Here is a 17,159-nt window from a genome sequence, read left to right on the forward strand (position 1 = left end):
TCAATGTCCCTTCGGGTCGAGAACGTCGCGCAGGCCATCGCCGAGGAAGTTGAAGGCGAGCGAAACGAGGAAGATGGCGATGCCGGGAATGGTGGCGACCCACCATTGTTCGAAGATGAAGCGCTTGGCGGTGGCGATCATCGCGCCCCATTCCGGCGAAGGCGGCTGCGCACCCATGCCGAGGAAGCCGAGGCTGGCGGCGGTGATGATGATCGAGCTCATGTCGAGCGTGATGCGGACGATAAGGCTCGGCACGCAGAGCGGCGCGATATGCCGGGCGATGATGCGCCAGGCGGAAGCGCCGGTCAGCCGGTAGGCCGCAACGAAGTCGCTGCCACGAACCGTCATGGTTTCGGCGCGGGCAAGACGCGCATAGGGCGGCCATGCGGTGAGCGCGATGGCGAGAATGGCGCTTTCAACGCCGGGCTTCAACGCAGCGACGAAGGCGAGCGCGAGGATAAGGCGCGGGAAAGCCAGGAATACGTCCGTCACCCGCATCAGCACCGTATCGACGATGCCGCCGAAATAACCGGCGATGCAGCCGATGGCGAGGCCGATGGGCGCCACGAGAACGACGACGGCAATGACCATGCCGAGCGTGACGCGGCCGCCGTAAAGGATGCGCGAAAGAATGTCGCGGCCAAGCTCATCCGTGCCGAACCAGTGCTCGGCACTCGGGAAGGCAAGGCGGTTGCCGAGGTTCTGCACGGCCGGATCGTAAGGCGCGATGAACGGCGCCAGCAGCGACAGTGCGATGAAAACGACGATGATGGTCAGACCGATCACCGCCAGCGGGTTGGACTTGAGGTTCAGCCAGATACGATACCGGTTTCCCCAGGCAGCCTGTGTGCGGGAATGCGGCGTCTCATCCAGAGCCCAGTTTCTGAAATTAGCTAACATCATCGAACGCGGGGATCCATTACTCGGTAAAGCACGTCTGCGAGCAGGTTGAGGCCGACATAGATCAGGCCGATCAACAGGGTTGCTCCGACGACGGGGTTCATGTCCGCGTTCATGAGCGAGACGGTGAGATATTGGCCAAGGCCCGGCCAGCTGAAGACGGTTTCCGTCACCACGGCGCCTTCGAGAAGACCGGCATAGGTGAGCGCCAGAACCGTGACGAGCTGCACGGCGACCGTCGGGAAGGCGTGGCCCCAGATGACGGTCATGGCCGAAAGCCCCTTGGCCCGGGCGGTGATGACATATTCGCCTTTCAACGCGTCGATCATGAAGGCGCGCGTCATGCGGGTGATATAGGCCATGCTGAAATAGGCGAGAATGCAGACGGGCTGCACCATATGGGCGATGGCGTCGTAAAAGGCGTCCCAGTCGCCGGCAAGCAGCGTGTCGACCGTCATCAGGCCGGTGACCTGCGTGATCATGCCGTCATAGATGATGTCCTGCCGGCCCGGCCCCGGTGCGACGCCAAGCGTGGCGTAAAAGACGAGCAGCGAAATCAGCGCCAGCATGAAGACCGGTACGGAGTGACCGGCAAGGCAGACGACGCGGATGACCTGGTCGGTCAGCTTGCCCTGCTTCACGGCGGCCCAGACACCGAGCGGAATGCCGATAAGCGCTGCGAGGATAAGTGCTGCGGTGGCAAGTTCAAAAGTGGCGGGGAAAACGCGCTTGATATCGATCCAGACCGGATTGCGGGTCAGGATCGAATTGCCGAAATCGCCATGCAGGACCTGCGAGACATAATGGAAGAACTGCACGACCAGCGGCTGGTCGAGGCCCATTTCGGCCCGCACGCGCACGATGACGTCTTCGGGCGCGTTGTCGCCAACCGCCGCGATGACGGGATCGACGGGCATGACGCGCCCGATCATGAAGGTGATGACCATCAAACCGAACAGCGTCAGAATGACGCTGCCCAGTATCGACGATATGCTTTTGACGCGCTTGTTCAATGTCACGCTTTCTTCGCATCGTGGTAGGAATTGCCCTCGGAGAGAACACCGAGTTCGAAACCGGATACGCCCTTGCGGAAGGCAGCCGTCTTCGTGGTCTGGAACATGAACACGAACGGGCTGTTCTGCATGTGCTCGCGCTGCAGGGCTTCATAAAGCTCCACGCGCTTTGCCGGGTCCTTCTCGTCACGGGCGGCTTCCGCCTTGGCGGCGAAATCGTCGTTCTTGAAACGCGAACGCCACAGGAAGGGCTTCGACTTGGCGTCGTCGCCATTGTCCTTGTTGATGTTGAAGACATCGGCGTTGGAATGCGGATCGAAATAATCCGTGCCCCACGCGGAAAGCGCCATCTGGTGTTCGCGGGCGCGCATCTTGGTCAGAACCTGACGGTTTTCAGCCGATTGCAGACGAACCTTGATGCCGATATCGGCAAGGTTTGCCTGGATGGCCTGCGCCAGATCCGGGTAAGGCTGGGCGGAATAGTGATCCATGCTGATTTCGAAACCGTCGGCAAGACCGGCCTCGGCCATCAGTGCCTTGGCCTTTTCGACGTCGCGCTGGTACGGGATGTCGTTGACGGCGCCGGGGAAGCCCTTCGGCTCGAAGCTCTGGTGGATTTCGTGCGTCAGCGGCACGATGTTTTCCTGCATGCCCTTGTAGTCCAGCGCCCACTTGATGGCCTGCCAGACCTGCGGCTTGGCGAGGTTCTCATTGCCCTGGTTGAGCGAGATCAGCACCAGCGAGGCAATGGACTTGCGCTCCAGTTCGATATTCGCATCGTCCTTGACCGTGCGCAGCTGCTCGGAGGTCAGGTCGCGGGCAATGTCGATATCGCCCTTCTGCAGCATCAGAAGCTGGGAAGACGGATCGGTGACATGGCGCAGGATGATGCGCTTGATATTGCCCTTGTAAGGACCGTTCGGATTGACGGTGAGCGCAACGCTTTCGCTCGGCTTCCAGGCCTGCAGCACGAAGTCGCCGGAGCCGGCGCTGTTCTTCTGCAGCCAGCCATTGCCCAGGTCTTCGCCAGAAGCATTGGCGAGAACCGCCTTCTTTTCGACGATCGCGCCGATATTGGCGGAGAGGCAATAAAGCAGGAAGGAGATGGCGGTCGGCTTTGCCGTCGTCAGCTTCACCGTCTTGTCATCAGTGGCAACGATGGTCGTCTCGGCATTGTCGGGCGTGAAGCCGAACTGGCTGATGATGAAGGCCGGGCTCTTGTTCATCTTGATGGCGCGCTGCAGCGAGAAGGCGACGTCTTCCGCGGTCACTTTCGCACCGCTCGCGAAGGTCGCTTCGTCACCGATCGTGAAGGTGAAGACCTTGCTGTCCGCATCGGCTTCCCAGGATTTCGCGATGACCGGATCGACCTTGGTGGAATCCTCGCGGTTGGCGCGCACCAGCTTCTGATACATGTTGGAGATGATTTCACCGCCGACGGCTTCGAAACCTTCATGTGGGTCAAGGCTCGTCATATTGTCCAGTTGCTGGGCGACAACCAGAATATCCTTCGGCGTCGCGGCAAAGGCGGGAATGCGCGCATAGGACAGGAACGGAACGGCAGCGCCGGCAATCAGCAGGTTGCGTCTTGAAATCATCGAAAATCCCCTTTCGGACCTTATTTTTCGGAAAACGGTATGGGTTTGCCCCAATCCAGTCATTTTTTTTATGTTTTCCCGCGATTACCAGAGCAAACGAGGCCCGACCAATTCCAAATTTGGCAGAGCCTATGCACGGATTGCATTTGCTCCCGCCTTGACCTTTCCTCTACCAATTCAGAAAACTCGTCCGCACGCGCGTCCGCGCAATCCCATTTCCGAAGGTGAATGACCATGACCGATCAAAAAACCGTACCCGTCTTCGACGGCCACAACGACGTGCTGCTGCGGTTATGGCGATCGGGCAATGCTTCCCCCGAAACGCTTCTCATCGAAGGGGATACTGTCGGCCACATCGACCTGCCGCGCGCGAAGAAGGGCGGCCTGGCCGGTGGCCTCTGCGCCGCCTATGTGCCCTCGCCCAGCATGGACAAGGACGCCAACGGCGACTACCCGACGCCGACCGAGGCGGATGCGCTGAAGGCGACGCTTGCCATGGCCGGCCTTTTGTTCCGGGCCGAGAAACAATCCGCAGGCGCGCTCAAGGTCTGCCGCACGGCCGCCGATATCCGCAACGCCATGGCGAAAGGCGCTTTCGCTTCCGTCTTCCATATCGAAGGTGCGGAGGCGATCGGCGCCGATCTGGATGCTCTCCACGTCCTCTACGAAGCGGGCCTGCGCACGCTCGGGCCGGTCTGGAGCCGCCCGAACATTTTCGCTTACGGCGTTCCCTTCCGTTTCCCCTCGACGCCGGATATCGGCCCCGGTCTCACGGATGCCGGCAAGCGGCTGATAAAGACCTGCAACGAGCTGAAGATCATGGTCGACCTGTCGCACATGAACGAGCAGGGCTTCTGGGACATTGCCGGGATTTCCGACGCGCCGCTGGTGGCGTCGCACTCCAACGCCTATGCGCTGTGCAATCACAGCCGCAACCTGACGGATCGTCAGCTTGACGCCATCCGCGACACGGGCGGCCTTGCCGGCATCAATTTCGGCGTTCTGTTCCTGCGTCAGGACGGCATGAAAAATCCGGACACCGATCTCAACGAACTCGTCCGCCACGTAGACTATATCGTTAACCGCATCGGCATCGATCACGTCGCGCTCGGTTCGGATTTCGACGGCACCACCATTCCCGCCGCCATGAAGGACGCAGCCGATCTGCAATTGCTGGTCGAAGCCCTGCGCAAGGGTGGTTATGACGACGAGGCGCTTGCCAAAATCTGCCACGGCAACTGGATTCGCGTGCTGGAAAAAACCTGGGGCGCGTGAGGCATATTGCAACTTATCTCCGGCGCAAAGCGCCGGAGATGTAAGCGGCAGGCCCTTAAGCCTTTGCCGCTTTTTTCTTGCCGGTCGCCCGGAAGGCCAGAAGCCCGGCGACGACACCGATCATCGCCCATTTCATCGGCAGCACATCCGCCGTCTCGCTGCGGATCGGCAATACGGTCACGGTGCCCGGACGGGATTCATAACCCATCTGCCCTTTCGCCTTGGCCTCCGCGATCTGTTGCGGCGAAACGACCCATTCGGCACCGCGCATCTTGTCCACCGCCATGTATCCGCCGCCCGCCACGAGGGCGACGACGAGCGAAACGACTATTCTTGTGGGCGTGTTCATTGGCATCTCCTTCAATCGAAAGGAGCGTGTAGTCGCATCAAACGGCACCACCAAGCAACTGCAACGGTCAATTTGGCGTCATTCGGAACAATCCCGTCAATTATGCATTCCATAGTTGCATTTTCCACCCCAACCCGGTGAAATTCACGCATGATCGGACATAAACTTCACATCGACACTTCATGCTTTTCTGCTAATCACATTTCCTCAACCGAAACGAATTAGCGACACAATCCTGTGGTTCGCCAACAGGAACTGGCGCTGGGCAAAGTAAATGGCAGACAAGAGCGAAATTACACAAACCGATGTTACGGAATCTGCGGTTGAAAGCTTTTTTGCCAGAAACCGCCCCTATCTGACCGCGATCGCCATTACGCTGGTCTTCGTGATGATGACTTTCGCCATCTATCACCTGACCTCCGAAGTTCGCTATGACGACGTCATCGATGCGCTGACGCAGACCTCGGCCTCGGCGGTGCTGCTCGCCATCGTCTTCACCGCGCTCAGCTTTCTGGCGCTGATATTCTACGACGCCAATGCCATCGAATATATCGGCCGCAAGCTGCCCTTTCCGCCCATGGCGGCAACTGCGTTTGCGGCCTATGCCATTGGCAATACTGCCGGTTTCGGCCCCTTGAGCGGTGGCGCCATCCGCTTTCGCGCCTATTCCCGGCTGGGTCTGTCACCCGGCGAAATCGCCCGCGTCATCGCCTTCGTCACGCTGTCCTTCGGGCTTGGGCTGCTTTCGGTCAGCGCCATCTCCACCTTCATCGTCGCACCGCGCATCGCCGCCATCATCGGCGTCGATGCCGCTATTCTCAGGGGTGCAGCGCTTGCCATAATCGCGATTCTCGTGGTGGCGGCCTATGTCGGGCGCAACGGGCACGCGATCCGGCTCGGCGCATGGCGGCTTCGTCTCCCGGACAGCCGGACATCGTCGCGCCAGTTCCTCGTCTCCGCTTTCGATATCGCCGCCTCCGCCTCCGTGCTTTATGTCCTGCTGCCCGACACACATCTCGGCTGGCCGACATTTTTCGCCATCTACGCCACCGCCGTCGGCCTCGGCGTCCTCAGCCATGTTCCGGCCGGTCTCGGCGTCTTCGAAACCGTCATGGTTGCGGGGCTGGGCAACGCCATCAGCGTCGATCAGCTGCTCGGAAGCCTCGTTCTCTACCGCGTGATTTATCACGTCCTGCCGCTGGTGGTGGCCATTCTGGTCATGCTCGTCTCGGAGATGAAGCAGTTCGCGGCAAAGCCTGTTGTCTCCGATATCAGCCAGCTTGCCGTCAGGCTCGCGCCGCCGCTGCTATCGACCTTCGCGATGATCCTCGGCACCATGCTGATCTTCTCGAGTGTGACGCCGACACCGGACAGCAATCTGGATTTCCTCTCCAATTTCGTACCGCTTCCCATCGTCGAGGCGGCGCATTTTCTCACGAGCATTCTCGGCCTCGTTCTTGTCGTCGCCTCGCGCGGCCTCGGGCAGCGGCTGGACGGCGCCTGGTGGATTGCGCTGGTCGCCGCCTCGCTGGCGCTGGTCCTCTCGCTCCTCAAGGCCATCGCCGTGTTCGAAGCCGCCATCCTCGGCGTCTTCATTGCTGCCCTCTCCGTCAATATGCGCAGCTTCAACCGCCATGCCTCGTTGGTGAAACAGGCGCTTGGGCCAAGCTGGCTCGCCGCCATGGCCGTCATCATTGCCGGCGCGGCGACAATCCTGCTCTTCGTCTATCGCGATACGGATTACAGCCAGACATTATGGTGGCAGTTCGAATTCTCCGAGGAAGCCCCGCGCGGATTGCGCGCCCTTCTCGGCCTCGTGCTCGCCTCCTCCACCATCGCCATCTTCAGCCTGATGCGGCCGGTGGCCTTCAGGCCGGACGCCATCCAGGCCGACGACGTCACGAGTGCGACCGGCATCGTCATGACACAGGATGCGGCCGACGCCAATCTGGTGCGCATGGGCGACAAGCACGTGATGTTCTCTGAAAGCGGCAACGCCTTCATCATGTATGGGATTCAGGGCCGTTCATGGATCGCCTTCGCCGATCCGGTCGGCGATGAGGATGATTTTCCGGATCTGGTCTGGCAATTCGTGGAAGCCGCCCGTGGCGCCGGCGCGCGCGCCGCCTTCTATCAGATTTCACCTTTCCTCCTCTCCCATTGCGCCGATGCGGGCCTGCGCGCCTTCAAGCTCGGCGAACTGGCGCTGGTCGATCTCACCGCATTCGAACTGAAGGGCGGCAAGCTCGCCAATCTTCGCCAGTCGCTGAGCCGCGGCGCGCGCGACGGACTGACCTTCGAGGTGGTCGAGCAAGCACAGGTGGCGGATATTCTGGATGAGCTGAAACAGGTCTCCGATGGCTGGCTCGCCCACCACAATACCCGGGAAAAGCGCTTCTCGCTTGGCGCTTTCGAGCCGGATTACATCCTGTCGCAACCCGTTGCCGTGCTGCGCAAGGATGGAAAGATCACCGCCTTCGCCAATCTGATGGTGACGGACACGAAAAAGGAAGCCACCGTCGACCTCATGCGTTTTTCGCCGGATGCGCCGCGCGGCTCGATGGATTTTCTCTTCGTCAGCATCATGCAATATCTGCGCGAGGCGGGCTATGAGAGCTTCAATCTCGGCATGGCCCCCATGTCCGGCATGTCGAAACGCGACGCCGCCCCCGTTTGGGACCGCATCGGCAGCACGCTGTTCGAGCACGGCGAACGGTTCTACAACTTCAAGGGACTTCGCGCCTTCAAGGCGAAGTTCCACCCGAAATGGGAGCCGCGTTACCTTGCCGTGCAGAACGGCGCAGACGCCGCTCTGGCGCTGATGGATGCGACGGTTCTCATCAGCGGCGGCGTCAGAGGAGTGATCGGAAAATGAGAAAATCCAGCATGCTGAAAGCGGTTCTTGCCGCCTCCGCCCTGTTCGTCTCCCCCTTGTTTGTTTCTGGCGCCGTTTTTGCGCAGGACAAGCCCGCTTACGAGACCGGCATGATCCCCGCCGGACACATCATGGTGCCGGACGGCGATATTCTCGCCAGCGTCTTCCTGATTTCCGATGCGGACGGGTGGACAGCCGCCGATGAAACCCGCGCCAAGGCGCTGGTGGAAAAGGGCGCAGCCGTGGTCGGCATCGACTTCAAGGAATATCTGAAGGCGCTCGAGGCCGATGACGACGAGTGCATCTATATGATCTCGGACATCGAGTCGCTCTCGCAGCAGATTCAGCGCACCGCCGGCACGAGCAGCTATCGTCAGCCCATCCTCACCGGCATCGGCAAGGGCGGAACGCTGGCGCTGGCGATGATTGCGCAGAGCCCCGTTTCCACCGTCCGGGAAGCCATCGCCGTCGACCCCAAGGCCGGCCTGCCGCTTGAGAAAATCCTCTGCACCCCCGCCACCAAGGACAAGGCGGATGGCGAAACGGTCTATGGCCTGACCGACGGCCCGCTGCCCGCCCCCGTCAGCGTGCTGTTCACGCCTGCCGCGGATCAGAAGGGCCGCGACCACGTCAATGCGCTCGTCAAGCTGCATCCCGATATCGACGTGACGGATGTGGATGACAAGGCGGACGAGGTTCTGACCCAGACCCTGTCCGACCAGATCGACGCCGCAGGCGACACCGACAGCCCGCTCGGCCTGCCGATCAAGGTTCTGGAAACCAGCCCGGTGATGGACACCATGGCGGTGATCTATTCCGGCGACGGCGGCTGGCGCGATCTCGATGAGGAAGTGGGCGGCGCCTTCCAGAAGGAAGGCATACCCGTCATCGGCGTCGATTCGCTCCGCTATTTCTGGAAGGAAAAGAAACCGCAGGAGGTCGCCACCGATCTCGGCCGCATCATCGACACCTATCGCAAGGAATGGAAAGTCCGCAATGTGGTGTTGATCGGCTATTCCTTCGGTGCCGATATTCTTCCCGCCACCTATAATCTGCTGCCGGACCGCGACAAGTCGCATGTCGTGCAACTGACCCTGATGGGACTTTCGACCGAAGTGGATTTCGAGATTTCCGTCGAAGGCTGGCTTGGCGTTGCCGGTGAAGGCAAGGGCGGCAAGACGGTGGACGACATCGCCAAGATCGATCCGAAGCTGGTGCAATGTATCTATGGCACGGAAGAAGAAGATGAAGACCCCTGCCCCGGCCTGAAAGCCAAGGGCGTGGAAGCCGTCGGCATCGAGGGCGGCCACCATTTTGACGAAGACTATGAGGGATTGGCCAAGCGTATCGTGACCTCGCTGAAGACCCGGCTGCCGAAATAGCCCGCATCACCACAGGCCGATATTCCGCATCTCGGATAATCTTCGGCGGCGAACGCATCGCCGATGCTTCTTCGCGTCGCGGCCGTGCTTGCGGAATCGCTTAAACTATTATTCAAAAGAAACCGGCCTGCAGTGGATGTTCATCACATTTCCGCAACCGTGCTGCTGTTGATCGCCAACCATGGATTTTATATTTCCGGACGGGTTCAGGGAGCCGCCGCATGCCCGCTTCAAAGCGAAAGACGAAAACACCAGTCCTCGTGGAACGCATCGATCATTTCGTCGACCAGGTCAAAGAGGCGATGAAGAGCGATGACACGCTGCGCAACAGAAAAATCCGCGATCTGTGGGATGCCGAGGTCCGCTACCATTTCGACAATGGCCGCACCGAAAAGACGCTCGAACTCTACATCATGAAATATCGCAATGCGCTGAAGGCCGAGTTCGGCGTCAAGAGCACACCGCTTGCCATCTGCAACATGAAGAAGCTGCGCGAGCGGCTGAACACCTATATTGCGCGCGCCGACTATACGAAAACCGGCGTGGCGACCTCCATCGTCGAGAAAATCGAGCGGGCGGAGTTCAATACCGCCGGTCGCAAGCCGACCGTTCTGCTGCGTATCGCGGATTTCATTTCGGCGATGAACGGCATGGGAACGAAAGAAGAGATGCAGTCCCTGTGGAACGCTGAAATCGGCACCATGAAGGGCAGAGCCCAGACCACGATCATCTCCTACATCACCAAATATCGCAACGCCATCCGCGAGGCCTTCGGCGACGACCACCCGATGCTGAAGATCGCCACCGGCGATGCCGCGATGTATGACGATGCACGCCGGGTGAAGATGGAGAAGATCGCCAGAAAGCACGGCGCGCTGATCACTTTCGAGAATTACCGGCAGGTTCTGAAGATTTGCGCCGATAAGCTCCTGTCCGCCGATCCCCTGATGATCGGCATCGGCCTGATCGGCATGACGGGACGCCGCCCCTACGAGGTCTTCACCCAGGCCGAATTTTCACCTGCCCCCTATGGCAAGGGCGTCTCCAAATGGAGCCTCCTGTTCAACGGCCAGGCCAAGACGAAACAGGGTGAAGGAACGAAATTCGGGATTACCTACGAAATCCCGGTGCTTGCCCGCTCGGAAACCATTCTGGCCGCCTATAGGCGCCTGCGCGAAAGCGGACAGGGAAAATTGTGGCATGGCATGTCGATCGACGATTTTTCGTCGGAAACCCGCCTGCTGCTCCGGGACACGGTTTTTAACCTGTTCGAGGATCTCTGGCCGAAGGAAGAGCTTCCCAAGCCCTATGGCCTCCGGCACCTCTATGCCGAGGTGGCCTTTCACAATTTCGCGCCGCCGCATGTGACCAAGAACAGCTACTTCGCCGCCATTCTCGGACATAACAACAACGACCTCGAAACCTCGCTGTCCTATATGACCTATACGCTGCCGGAAGATCGCGACGATGCGCTGGCACGGGCCAAACGCATCAACGAACGGACGCTACAACAGATGGCGACAATCGCGCCGGTTTCCCGCAAGGCATGATGCGTTAAAGTCATTTTCCGGGCGTAAAACCGCTCGGCAGCTTTGCCGGAAATGCTTCGGCCGCGGATTTCAGTTCTCCGCGGCCAGCCGTTTCATTCATCAAACCCGCGCATCACCGGAGGTGCGGTAAAGCAGGGTCAATACCGTCAGCATCAGCCCCACAAGTGCGACCGAGCCGAAAATGTAGAAATTCCACTCGGGCGCCAGACCCCGCTGCAGCACGAGGCCGCCGATCATCGGACCCGCAATGCCGCCGAGCCGCCCGACCGCCAGCGAGAAGCCGAGACCCGTGCCGCGAATATGAACGGGGTAGAGCCGTCCCACCAGAACATTGGCGAGAATCTGCGTGCCGATGGTGCCCGCACCCGCAAGGGCGACGAAGGCATAAAGAAGCGGACCCTTGTTCACCGTCAGGGCGAAGATCGAGGCGGCGCCGATGGCAAACAGGATCGCCACGACCACCTTGACGTTGCCCTTATCCGCAAACCGCCCGCCGATGAGAATGCCGATCGCAGCCCCGACATTGAGCATGACGGAAAAGCTGAGCGCCGAGCTGATGTCATAACCCATCTTGTTCATGATGGTGGGCAGCCAGTTGACCATGCCGAAGGTGAGAAGCAGCGAGCAGAAGTGGATGCCCCAGGCATTCAGCGTCGAGAGCAACCGGCCTTCCGAGAACAGCGCGCCGACACCGCCCTTTTGAATTTTCGCATGCGGCACGATGCGTTGCAGACCGTAGCTGTCGCAAATGCCGTCAGCCTCCGCCTGCCGGCCCTTGCTTGCCAGCCATTCGGGCGATTCCGGCAGGAACCGCATGAAGATCGGCAGAAGAATAAGCGGCAGGCCACCGATCAGCATCAAGGGCCGCCAGCCATAGGTCTCCAGAAGAAGGATGCCCATGACGCCGGAAATGATGCCGCCGATAAGATAACCGAGGAAAGACAGGGAATTGGCCTGCGCCCTGCGATGCGGCGGCGAAAATTCCAGCACCAGCGCGGTGACCGTCGGCAACAGCGCGCCAAGCCCGAGACCGGCGAAGAAGCGTGTGATTTCGAAGGCGAGAAAATTCGGCGTCATGGCCGAGGCGATCATCATCGCCGAAAAGCCGGCGAGGCTGAGAAGAACCACCTTGCGGCGGCCGATGCGGTCGGCCATGGTGCCGGCAAATAGCGCGCCGAGCAGCATGCCCACCAGCGTCAGCGCGGCGGCGCGCCCGACCATGGCCGGATTGAGCGCCCATGCGCTTTCTTTCAAGAGTGCCGGTGCGACGGCGCCGTAAACGACCAAATCGTAACCGTCAAACATGATCATCAGGCCGCATGTCGCAATAACGCCGGCCGGGTTCTTCGTCCGCGCTGACGCGGCGCTCAGATAATTCGTGGACATGTTCCTCCCTTTCACGCATGAACGCGCCATCCGGTATGGATAAGCGTCTCCCGTTCCTGCGATATCCTCCGTGAGTGCCCGGCGTGCTCCACACTGATATGTGTCCTGCTCCTGTCAAGCACATATCGCCAGCATCACCCGCCTTCGATTAAATGTTGCATTTGCAAAAATTGCAAATGAAATATTAACAAGTGCCAGGCGCATCGCGCCGACGAAATTCAGCCGGGCCCCAGCCCGGAAATCGTCGACAGCGTCGGCGTCCAGCTCAAAATATGAATGCGGTTATAAACACCGTGAATGACGAATGGATCGGCATCGCTGAAGGCGATGACATCTTCGATCGAGCGCGCCTGCGCGATAATGAGGGCGGCGGATGGGCCGTCGGCAACCGCACTCATCGGACCGGACACAAGAATCTTGAACCCTTCCGCCATCGCCTCGCCATTGCGCAGATGGGCTTTGTGAGCCTCTATCTGCGCCGCCCGTTGCGCGGCCGCAGCGGGATCGCTTTCGGCGAAACGCACGTAAAGCCGGGTTCGGTCGCTACCGCCGCTCATCGGGCGAGCACGAAATCGTGGTTCACCGACCAGAACCAGTCGCCGATGAAACCCAGGTCCCGCGCCTTCTGCGCATCCTCCACCCGCTGGAAATCGGCGAGCAGGCTCTCCTTCACCCCGAAGACCGCATCCGAACAGATATAGGGATCGTCGGGATCGAAGATATGGGTGACGAGCGTGGTGAAGCCTTCGGCCGAAACGATATAGTGCAGATGCGCCGGCCGGTAGGGATGCCGCCCCATGGCGCGCAGCAACTGCCCGACCGGACCGTCATCCGGGATCGGATAATATTTCGGCTTGGCGGCCCGGAACCAGTAGCGCCCGTCCTCGCCGGTGATGAAGACGCCGCGCAGGTTGAAATCGGGCTGGATGCCCTTCTGCTGCACGTCATAAAAACCTTCGTCATTGGCCTGCCAGACATCGATACGCGCGCCGGCGACCGGCACGCCGTCTGTATCGAGGATACGGCCGGTGACCACCATATCCTCGCCCTTGCCATCGAGGCAGATATTCGCACCCATCGGCATTTCCGGCGCATCCGCGACATGGAAGGGGCCGAGAACGGTCGATTCCGACGCGCCGCTCGGCTTGCGATGGTTGATGGCGTCGACCAGCATGGAGACGCCGAGAATATCGGAAAACAGGATCCATTCCTGCCGCCATTCATTGCAGATCTGGCCGACCTCGGTGAGGAAATGAATGGCCTTCATCCACTCCTCCTCGGTCGGTTCAATTTCCTTCACCGCCTCGTGCAGCTTGCGCGTCACCACCGCCATGATTTCCTTCAGACGCGGATCGTCACAGTCGCGCATCCGCGCGATCACGATTTCAGCCGAACGTTCCTCGACGAAGTAGCCGTCATCATTGCTCATCTTCATATCCATCGTCTCCTCCTCCCATCACTCCGGCCGCGCGCCCTCGAAGGCGCGTTGCAAAAGGTCGCGGATCGCAGTTTTTTCGATTGGCCGCGGGCACCAGTAAGGATTGGCCGTTGCAAGCTCCGCCATGCGGTCGAGATCGTCCGACCGGACCCCGAGAGCCAAAAGGCTCGACGGCGCGCCAAGCCCGGCGGCAAAATCGTAGAGCCCCGCCCCTGCCCTGCCGCCCACAAGAGAAGCAAGCGGCGCGAGCAGATCCGGCACCGCCTGTTCCACATAGGCGATTGTATGCGGCAGAAGCACCGCATGGGTTTCCGCGTGCGGCAGATCGAGACTGCCGCCCAGCGTGTGGCAAAGCTTGTGATGCAACGACATGCCGACGGCGCCAAGCACCGTGCCGCACAACCACGCACCATAAAGCGCGGTCGCGCGTGCTTTGACATCCTGCGGCCCAGCTTTCACGCCGGGAAGCGCCTCGATCATCGCTCGCAGCCCCTCAACCGCCATCAGGCTCGCGATGGGATTGCGGTCCTGCGCGTAAAGCGCCTCCGCCGCATGCGCCATGGCGTTCAGCCCGCTCGTCATGCTGATGGCGACCGGCAATCCAAGCGTCAGTTCCGCATCGTAAATCACCACTTCCGGCAGGATTTCCGGCCCGCGCATGGTGGTCTTCACCCCGTTTTCCGTCTGGCCGAGAATGGGCGTCACCTCGGAGCCGGCATAGGTGGTCGGGATGACGATCTGCGCCGCATCGGTGCGCAGCGCAATGGCCTTGCCGAGACCGGTGGTGGAACCGCCGCCGAGCGCCACAACGCAATCCGCTCCGGTGGCGCGATAGGCTTCGACCGCGTTTTTCGTCACCTCGACCGGCGTATGCATGGCCGCATCGGAGAAGACACCCACGGCAAGCCGGCCGAGCCGGGCGGCAAGCGCCTCCGCGTCGCCCTTCTGCTGCGGCGTGGAAAGCACCAGCGCCCGCGACAGGCCGAGGCGGCGGATTTCTTCCGCCACGCCCGCCGAGCTGCCCGCGCCGAAGACGATTCGGGCGGGAGCGGCCATATAGACGAAGGGCTGCATGGTTCAGCGCCCGTCGAGCTTGAACAGGCGGCGCGCATTGGTGCGGCCGATCTTTACCCGGTCAGCCTCGGCGATGGTCGTCGCGTTGAACCAGTCGGAGGCGTGGTCGATATTCTCAAAGGGCCAGTCCGTGGAAAACAGGATGCGATCCGCACCGATTTCCAGAATGGCGTCGATCAGCGTCTGGGTGCGGAAATTGCCCGAGGTGGTGATGTGGAAATTCTCGTTGAAATAATCCACGAAACGGCGCTTGGCCGGGTAACGCGGGGGCAGCTTCACCCAGGCATTGCGGTGGTCGATGCGCCACATCATGTATGGCAGGCCCTCGCCCATATGGCCGAGGATGATGTTGAGACGCGGATGCTCGTCGAACAGCCCGGACGCCATCAGTCGCAATGCGTGCACCGCCGTTTCCTGCGCAAAAGCCCAGGTGGGGCCGAGCAGCCAGGGATGGCCGTCATAGATGCGCGAATCCTGCGGCAGCGGGTTGCGCGGATGCAGGTAGAAGGGCACGTCGAGCTTTTCCACCTCGCCCCAGAACGGGCGATATTGCGGCAGGTCGTAATAAAGCGGCGTCTGGCCATCGCCCTCCTGGCTGAAACCGTTGACGAGAGCGCCGACGAAACCGAGATCGTTGACGCAGCGCTGAAGCTCCTGCGTCGCCGCATCCGGGTCTTGCAACGGCAGGGCTGCGAAGGCGAGGAAACGATCCCGCCGCTTGGCGCACTCTTCTGCGAGAACGTCATTTGCCCGCCGCGCGATCTCGATCGCCTTCTTCCTGTCGGGAATGGCCTGCACCGCCGGCGCGTTCAGCGACAGGATCATGGTTTCGATGCCATGCGCATCCATCAGCTTCAGGCGCGTATCCTGAATGTCGAGCAGGCGGTGCTGCAGTTCCTTCCAGTAGTCGCCGGGTACGAACCCGGCCGAATCCTGAAGCGTTTCCGGGATTGCGAAATGCTCCTCGAGAGCGACCTTGCCTTGCATGTGGTTTCCTCCGAATTCACTCTTTGATTTGCCGCCCGAGAGGCGATCAATATTGACCCTTGGGTTCCAGCCCGAGCATGCTCTGGCCGATCATGGTGCCCACGGCGTCCCAGTTCATGCTGATATGGCGGCCGACCGCATTCGCATCCCGCCACGCCCGCTGCACCGGGTTGGAAAGATCGAGCCCGACGCCGCCGGTGGAATCGTTGAGCGCCTGCACGGCGCGCAGGGCGAGAGACACCGCAAAGGACTGGCCGCGACGACTGAGAAGACGGTCATCCACCGTAAATTCCGCCCGGCCTTCGATCCTTGCCTGCGAGAGCGCCTGTGCGCGGGCAACATCGCGCAGCAATATTTCGCAAGCCGCATCGACGCTCGCCGCAGCTTCCGCAACGCGCAGCTGGATGGTCGGAAATTCGGCCATGCGATTATTGCCGCCAGCCACCGCACCGCGCGTCACCCGGCCGCCGACGTGATCGACGTAAGCCGCAAGCGCGCCCCTGGCCGCGCCCACGCCTGCCGCCGCGAGACAGGAGGGAATGCCGGTCAGAAGCGGCATGTTGAACAGGCCTTCCTCCGCATAATAGTGTCCGCCGGGCGTCTTTCCGCTGGTCGCGTCCGGAAAGGTCAGAACCCGGTGTTTGGGAACGACGACATCGTCGAGAACGAGCGTCTTGGAACCCGTGCCGGCGAGGCCCACCACGTGCCAGGTGTCTTCAATCGCATATTGCCCGGCGGGAACCAGCAGGAAGGCCGGAACCGGCTTTCCTTCCCCCTGCGGCGGCAGAATCGCGGCGCAGAGGGACCATTGCGCGTTTTCACAGCCCGAGGCGAAAGCCCATTTGCCGCTCAGGCGATAACCGCCATCGGCTGTTTCCGCCATCTTCACCGGCGCATAGGAACCGCACAGCAGTGCATCGGGGTTTTCGCCCCAGACATCGGCCTGCGCCTCTTCCGGAAACATCGCCAGCAGCCATTGATGGGCCGACAGCAGGCCGGCGACCCAGCCGGTCGACGCACAGGCGGCCGAGAGCTCGATATTGGCCTCGACCAGCTCGGCGAAATCTCCGCCCTTGCCGCCGAAGGCGCGGGGTTTGACGATATCGAAATAACCGATGCCACGAAGCGCCTCGATGTGGCTGGCCGGAACGCGCCGGGCCTCCTCCGTCTGCCGGGCGCTCGCCCGGAAAAGATCGGCTATGCCAGTAACGCGGCTTGCGAGGCGGGCACGCGGGTTCGTTTGCACCGGCAGCGGCGCATGGCTCATATCGTTCATGATTGTCTCCTTGCGGACTTTACTGGCCGGGCTTTACCGGCCGGACGTTGCTGGCC

The 17,159-nt window shown here is 61.0% G+C and carries 14 protein-coding genes; 4 read left to right on the plus strand and 10 right to left on the minus strand.

Annotation, left to right across the window (positions count from 1 at the left end):
• The 3 genes from nikC to CFBP4996_RS10960 are packed head-to-tail and all read right to left on the minus strand — an operon-like array spanning position 1 to position 3,511.
• Positions 1-903 (minus strand): nickel transporter permease, encoded by a 903-nt coding sequence (gene nikC / locus CFBP4996_RS10950; protein WP_035224430.1) that lies wholly within the window; start codon positions 901-903, stop codon positions 1-3.
• Positions 900-1,913, minus strand: coding sequence for an ABC transporter permease (locus CFBP4996_RS10955; protein ID WP_162935974.1), 1,014 nt, complete (start codon positions 1,911-1,913; stop codon positions 900-902). The genes nikC and CFBP4996_RS10955 overlap by 4 nt, the downstream gene beginning before the upstream one ends.
• A 2-nt stretch (positions 1,914-1,915) precedes the next feature.
• Complete coding sequence (locus tag CFBP4996_RS10960; RefSeq protein WP_080850899.1) at positions 1,916-3,511, minus strand: ABC transporter substrate-binding protein; 1,596 nt, start codon at positions 3,509-3,511, stop codon at positions 1,916-1,918.
• 234 nt (positions 3,512-3,745) lie between these two features.
• Here CFBP4996_RS10960 and CFBP4996_RS10965 point away from each other — a divergent pair, with 234 nt between their 5' ends.
• Positions 3,746-4,786, plus strand: coding sequence for a dipeptidase (locus tag CFBP4996_RS10965; protein WP_080853086.1), 1,041 nt, complete (start codon positions 3,746-3,748; stop codon positions 4,784-4,786).
• A gap of 55 nt (positions 4,787-4,841) precedes the next feature.
• On the opposite strand, the gene CFBP4996_RS10970 is transcribed toward CFBP4996_RS10965, so the two are convergent.
• Positions 4,842-5,135, minus strand: coding sequence for a hypothetical protein (locus tag CFBP4996_RS10970; RefSeq protein WP_020810151.1), 294 nt, complete (start codon positions 5,133-5,135; stop codon positions 4,842-4,844).
• Positions 5,136-5,409: 274 nt separating this feature from the next.
• Here CFBP4996_RS10970 and mprF point away from each other — a divergent pair, with 274 nt between their 5' ends.
• The 3 genes from mprF (at position 5,410) to telA (ending at position 10,942) form a co-directional block, all read left to right on the plus strand.
• Entirely contained in the window at positions 5,410-8,010 is a 2,601-nt protein-coding gene (mprF, locus tag CFBP4996_RS10975; RefSeq protein ID WP_080850897.1) for a bifunctional lysylphosphatidylglycerol flippase/synthetase MprF, read from the plus strand.
• On the plus strand, positions 8,007-9,392 hold the full coding sequence (locus CFBP4996_RS10980; RefSeq protein ID WP_121490260.1) for a virulence factor: 1,386 nt from the start codon (positions 8,007-8,009) through the stop codon (positions 9,390-9,392). The genes mprF and CFBP4996_RS10980 overlap by 4 nt, the downstream gene beginning before the upstream one ends.
• Before the next feature lie 221 nt (positions 9,393-9,613).
• Entirely contained in the window at positions 9,614-10,942 is a 1,329-nt protein-coding gene (gene telA, locus CFBP4996_RS10985) for a telomere resolvase TelA (RefSeq protein ID WP_080850893.1), read from the plus strand.
• Between the two features lie 99 nt (positions 10,943-11,041).
• Here the strand turns inward: telA and CFBP4996_RS10990 are convergent, their stop codons facing one another.
• The 6 genes from CFBP4996_RS10990 to graA all read right to left on the minus strand — a co-directional run bounded on the left by CFBP4996_RS10990 (position 11,042) and on the right by graA (position 17,103).
• A complete protein-coding gene (locus CFBP4996_RS10990; protein ID WP_162935813.1) occupies positions 11,042-12,328 on the minus strand; it encodes an MFS transporter in 1,287 nt (428 codons plus the stop codon).
• Positions 12,329-12,546: 218 nt separating this feature from the next.
• On the minus strand, positions 12,547-12,885 hold the full coding sequence (locus CFBP4996_RS10995; RefSeq protein ID WP_080850889.1) for a YciI family protein: 339 nt from the start codon (positions 12,883-12,885) through the stop codon (positions 12,547-12,549).
• On the minus strand, positions 12,882-13,769 hold the full coding sequence (gene graB / locus CFBP4996_RS11000) for a hydroxyquinol 1,2-dioxygenase (RefSeq protein WP_080850887.1): 888 nt from the start codon (positions 13,767-13,769) through the stop codon (positions 12,882-12,884). Before graB ends, CFBP4996_RS10995 begins: the two co-directional genes overlap by 4 nt.
• Positions 13,770-13,784: 15 nt before the next feature.
• The gene (graC, locus tag CFBP4996_RS11005) at positions 13,785-14,840 is read right to left on the minus strand and encodes a maleylacetate reductase (RefSeq protein ID WP_080850885.1); all 1,056 of its coding nucleotides are present in this window, start codon (positions 14,838-14,840) and stop codon (positions 13,785-13,787) included.
• A gap of 3 nt (positions 14,841-14,843) precedes the next feature.
• Positions 14,844-15,827, minus strand: a complete 984-nt coding sequence (gene tsdA, locus CFBP4996_RS11010; protein ID WP_080850883.1) for a gamma-resorcylate decarboxylase — start codon at positions 15,825-15,827, stop codon at positions 14,844-14,846.
• A 46-nt stretch (positions 15,828-15,873) separates the two neighbouring features.
• Positions 15,874-17,103, minus strand: coding sequence for an FADH(2)-dependent resorcinol hydroxylase oxygenase component (gene graA / locus CFBP4996_RS11015; RefSeq protein WP_080850880.1), 1,230 nt, complete (start codon positions 17,101-17,103; stop codon positions 15,874-15,876).
• Between the last annotated feature and the right edge of the window lie 56 nt (positions 17,104-17,159).

The organism is Agrobacterium leguminum (genome assembly GCF_005144435.2).
GTDB lineage: Bacteria > Pseudomonadota > Alphaproteobacteria > Rhizobiales > Rhizobiaceae > Agrobacterium > Agrobacterium leguminum.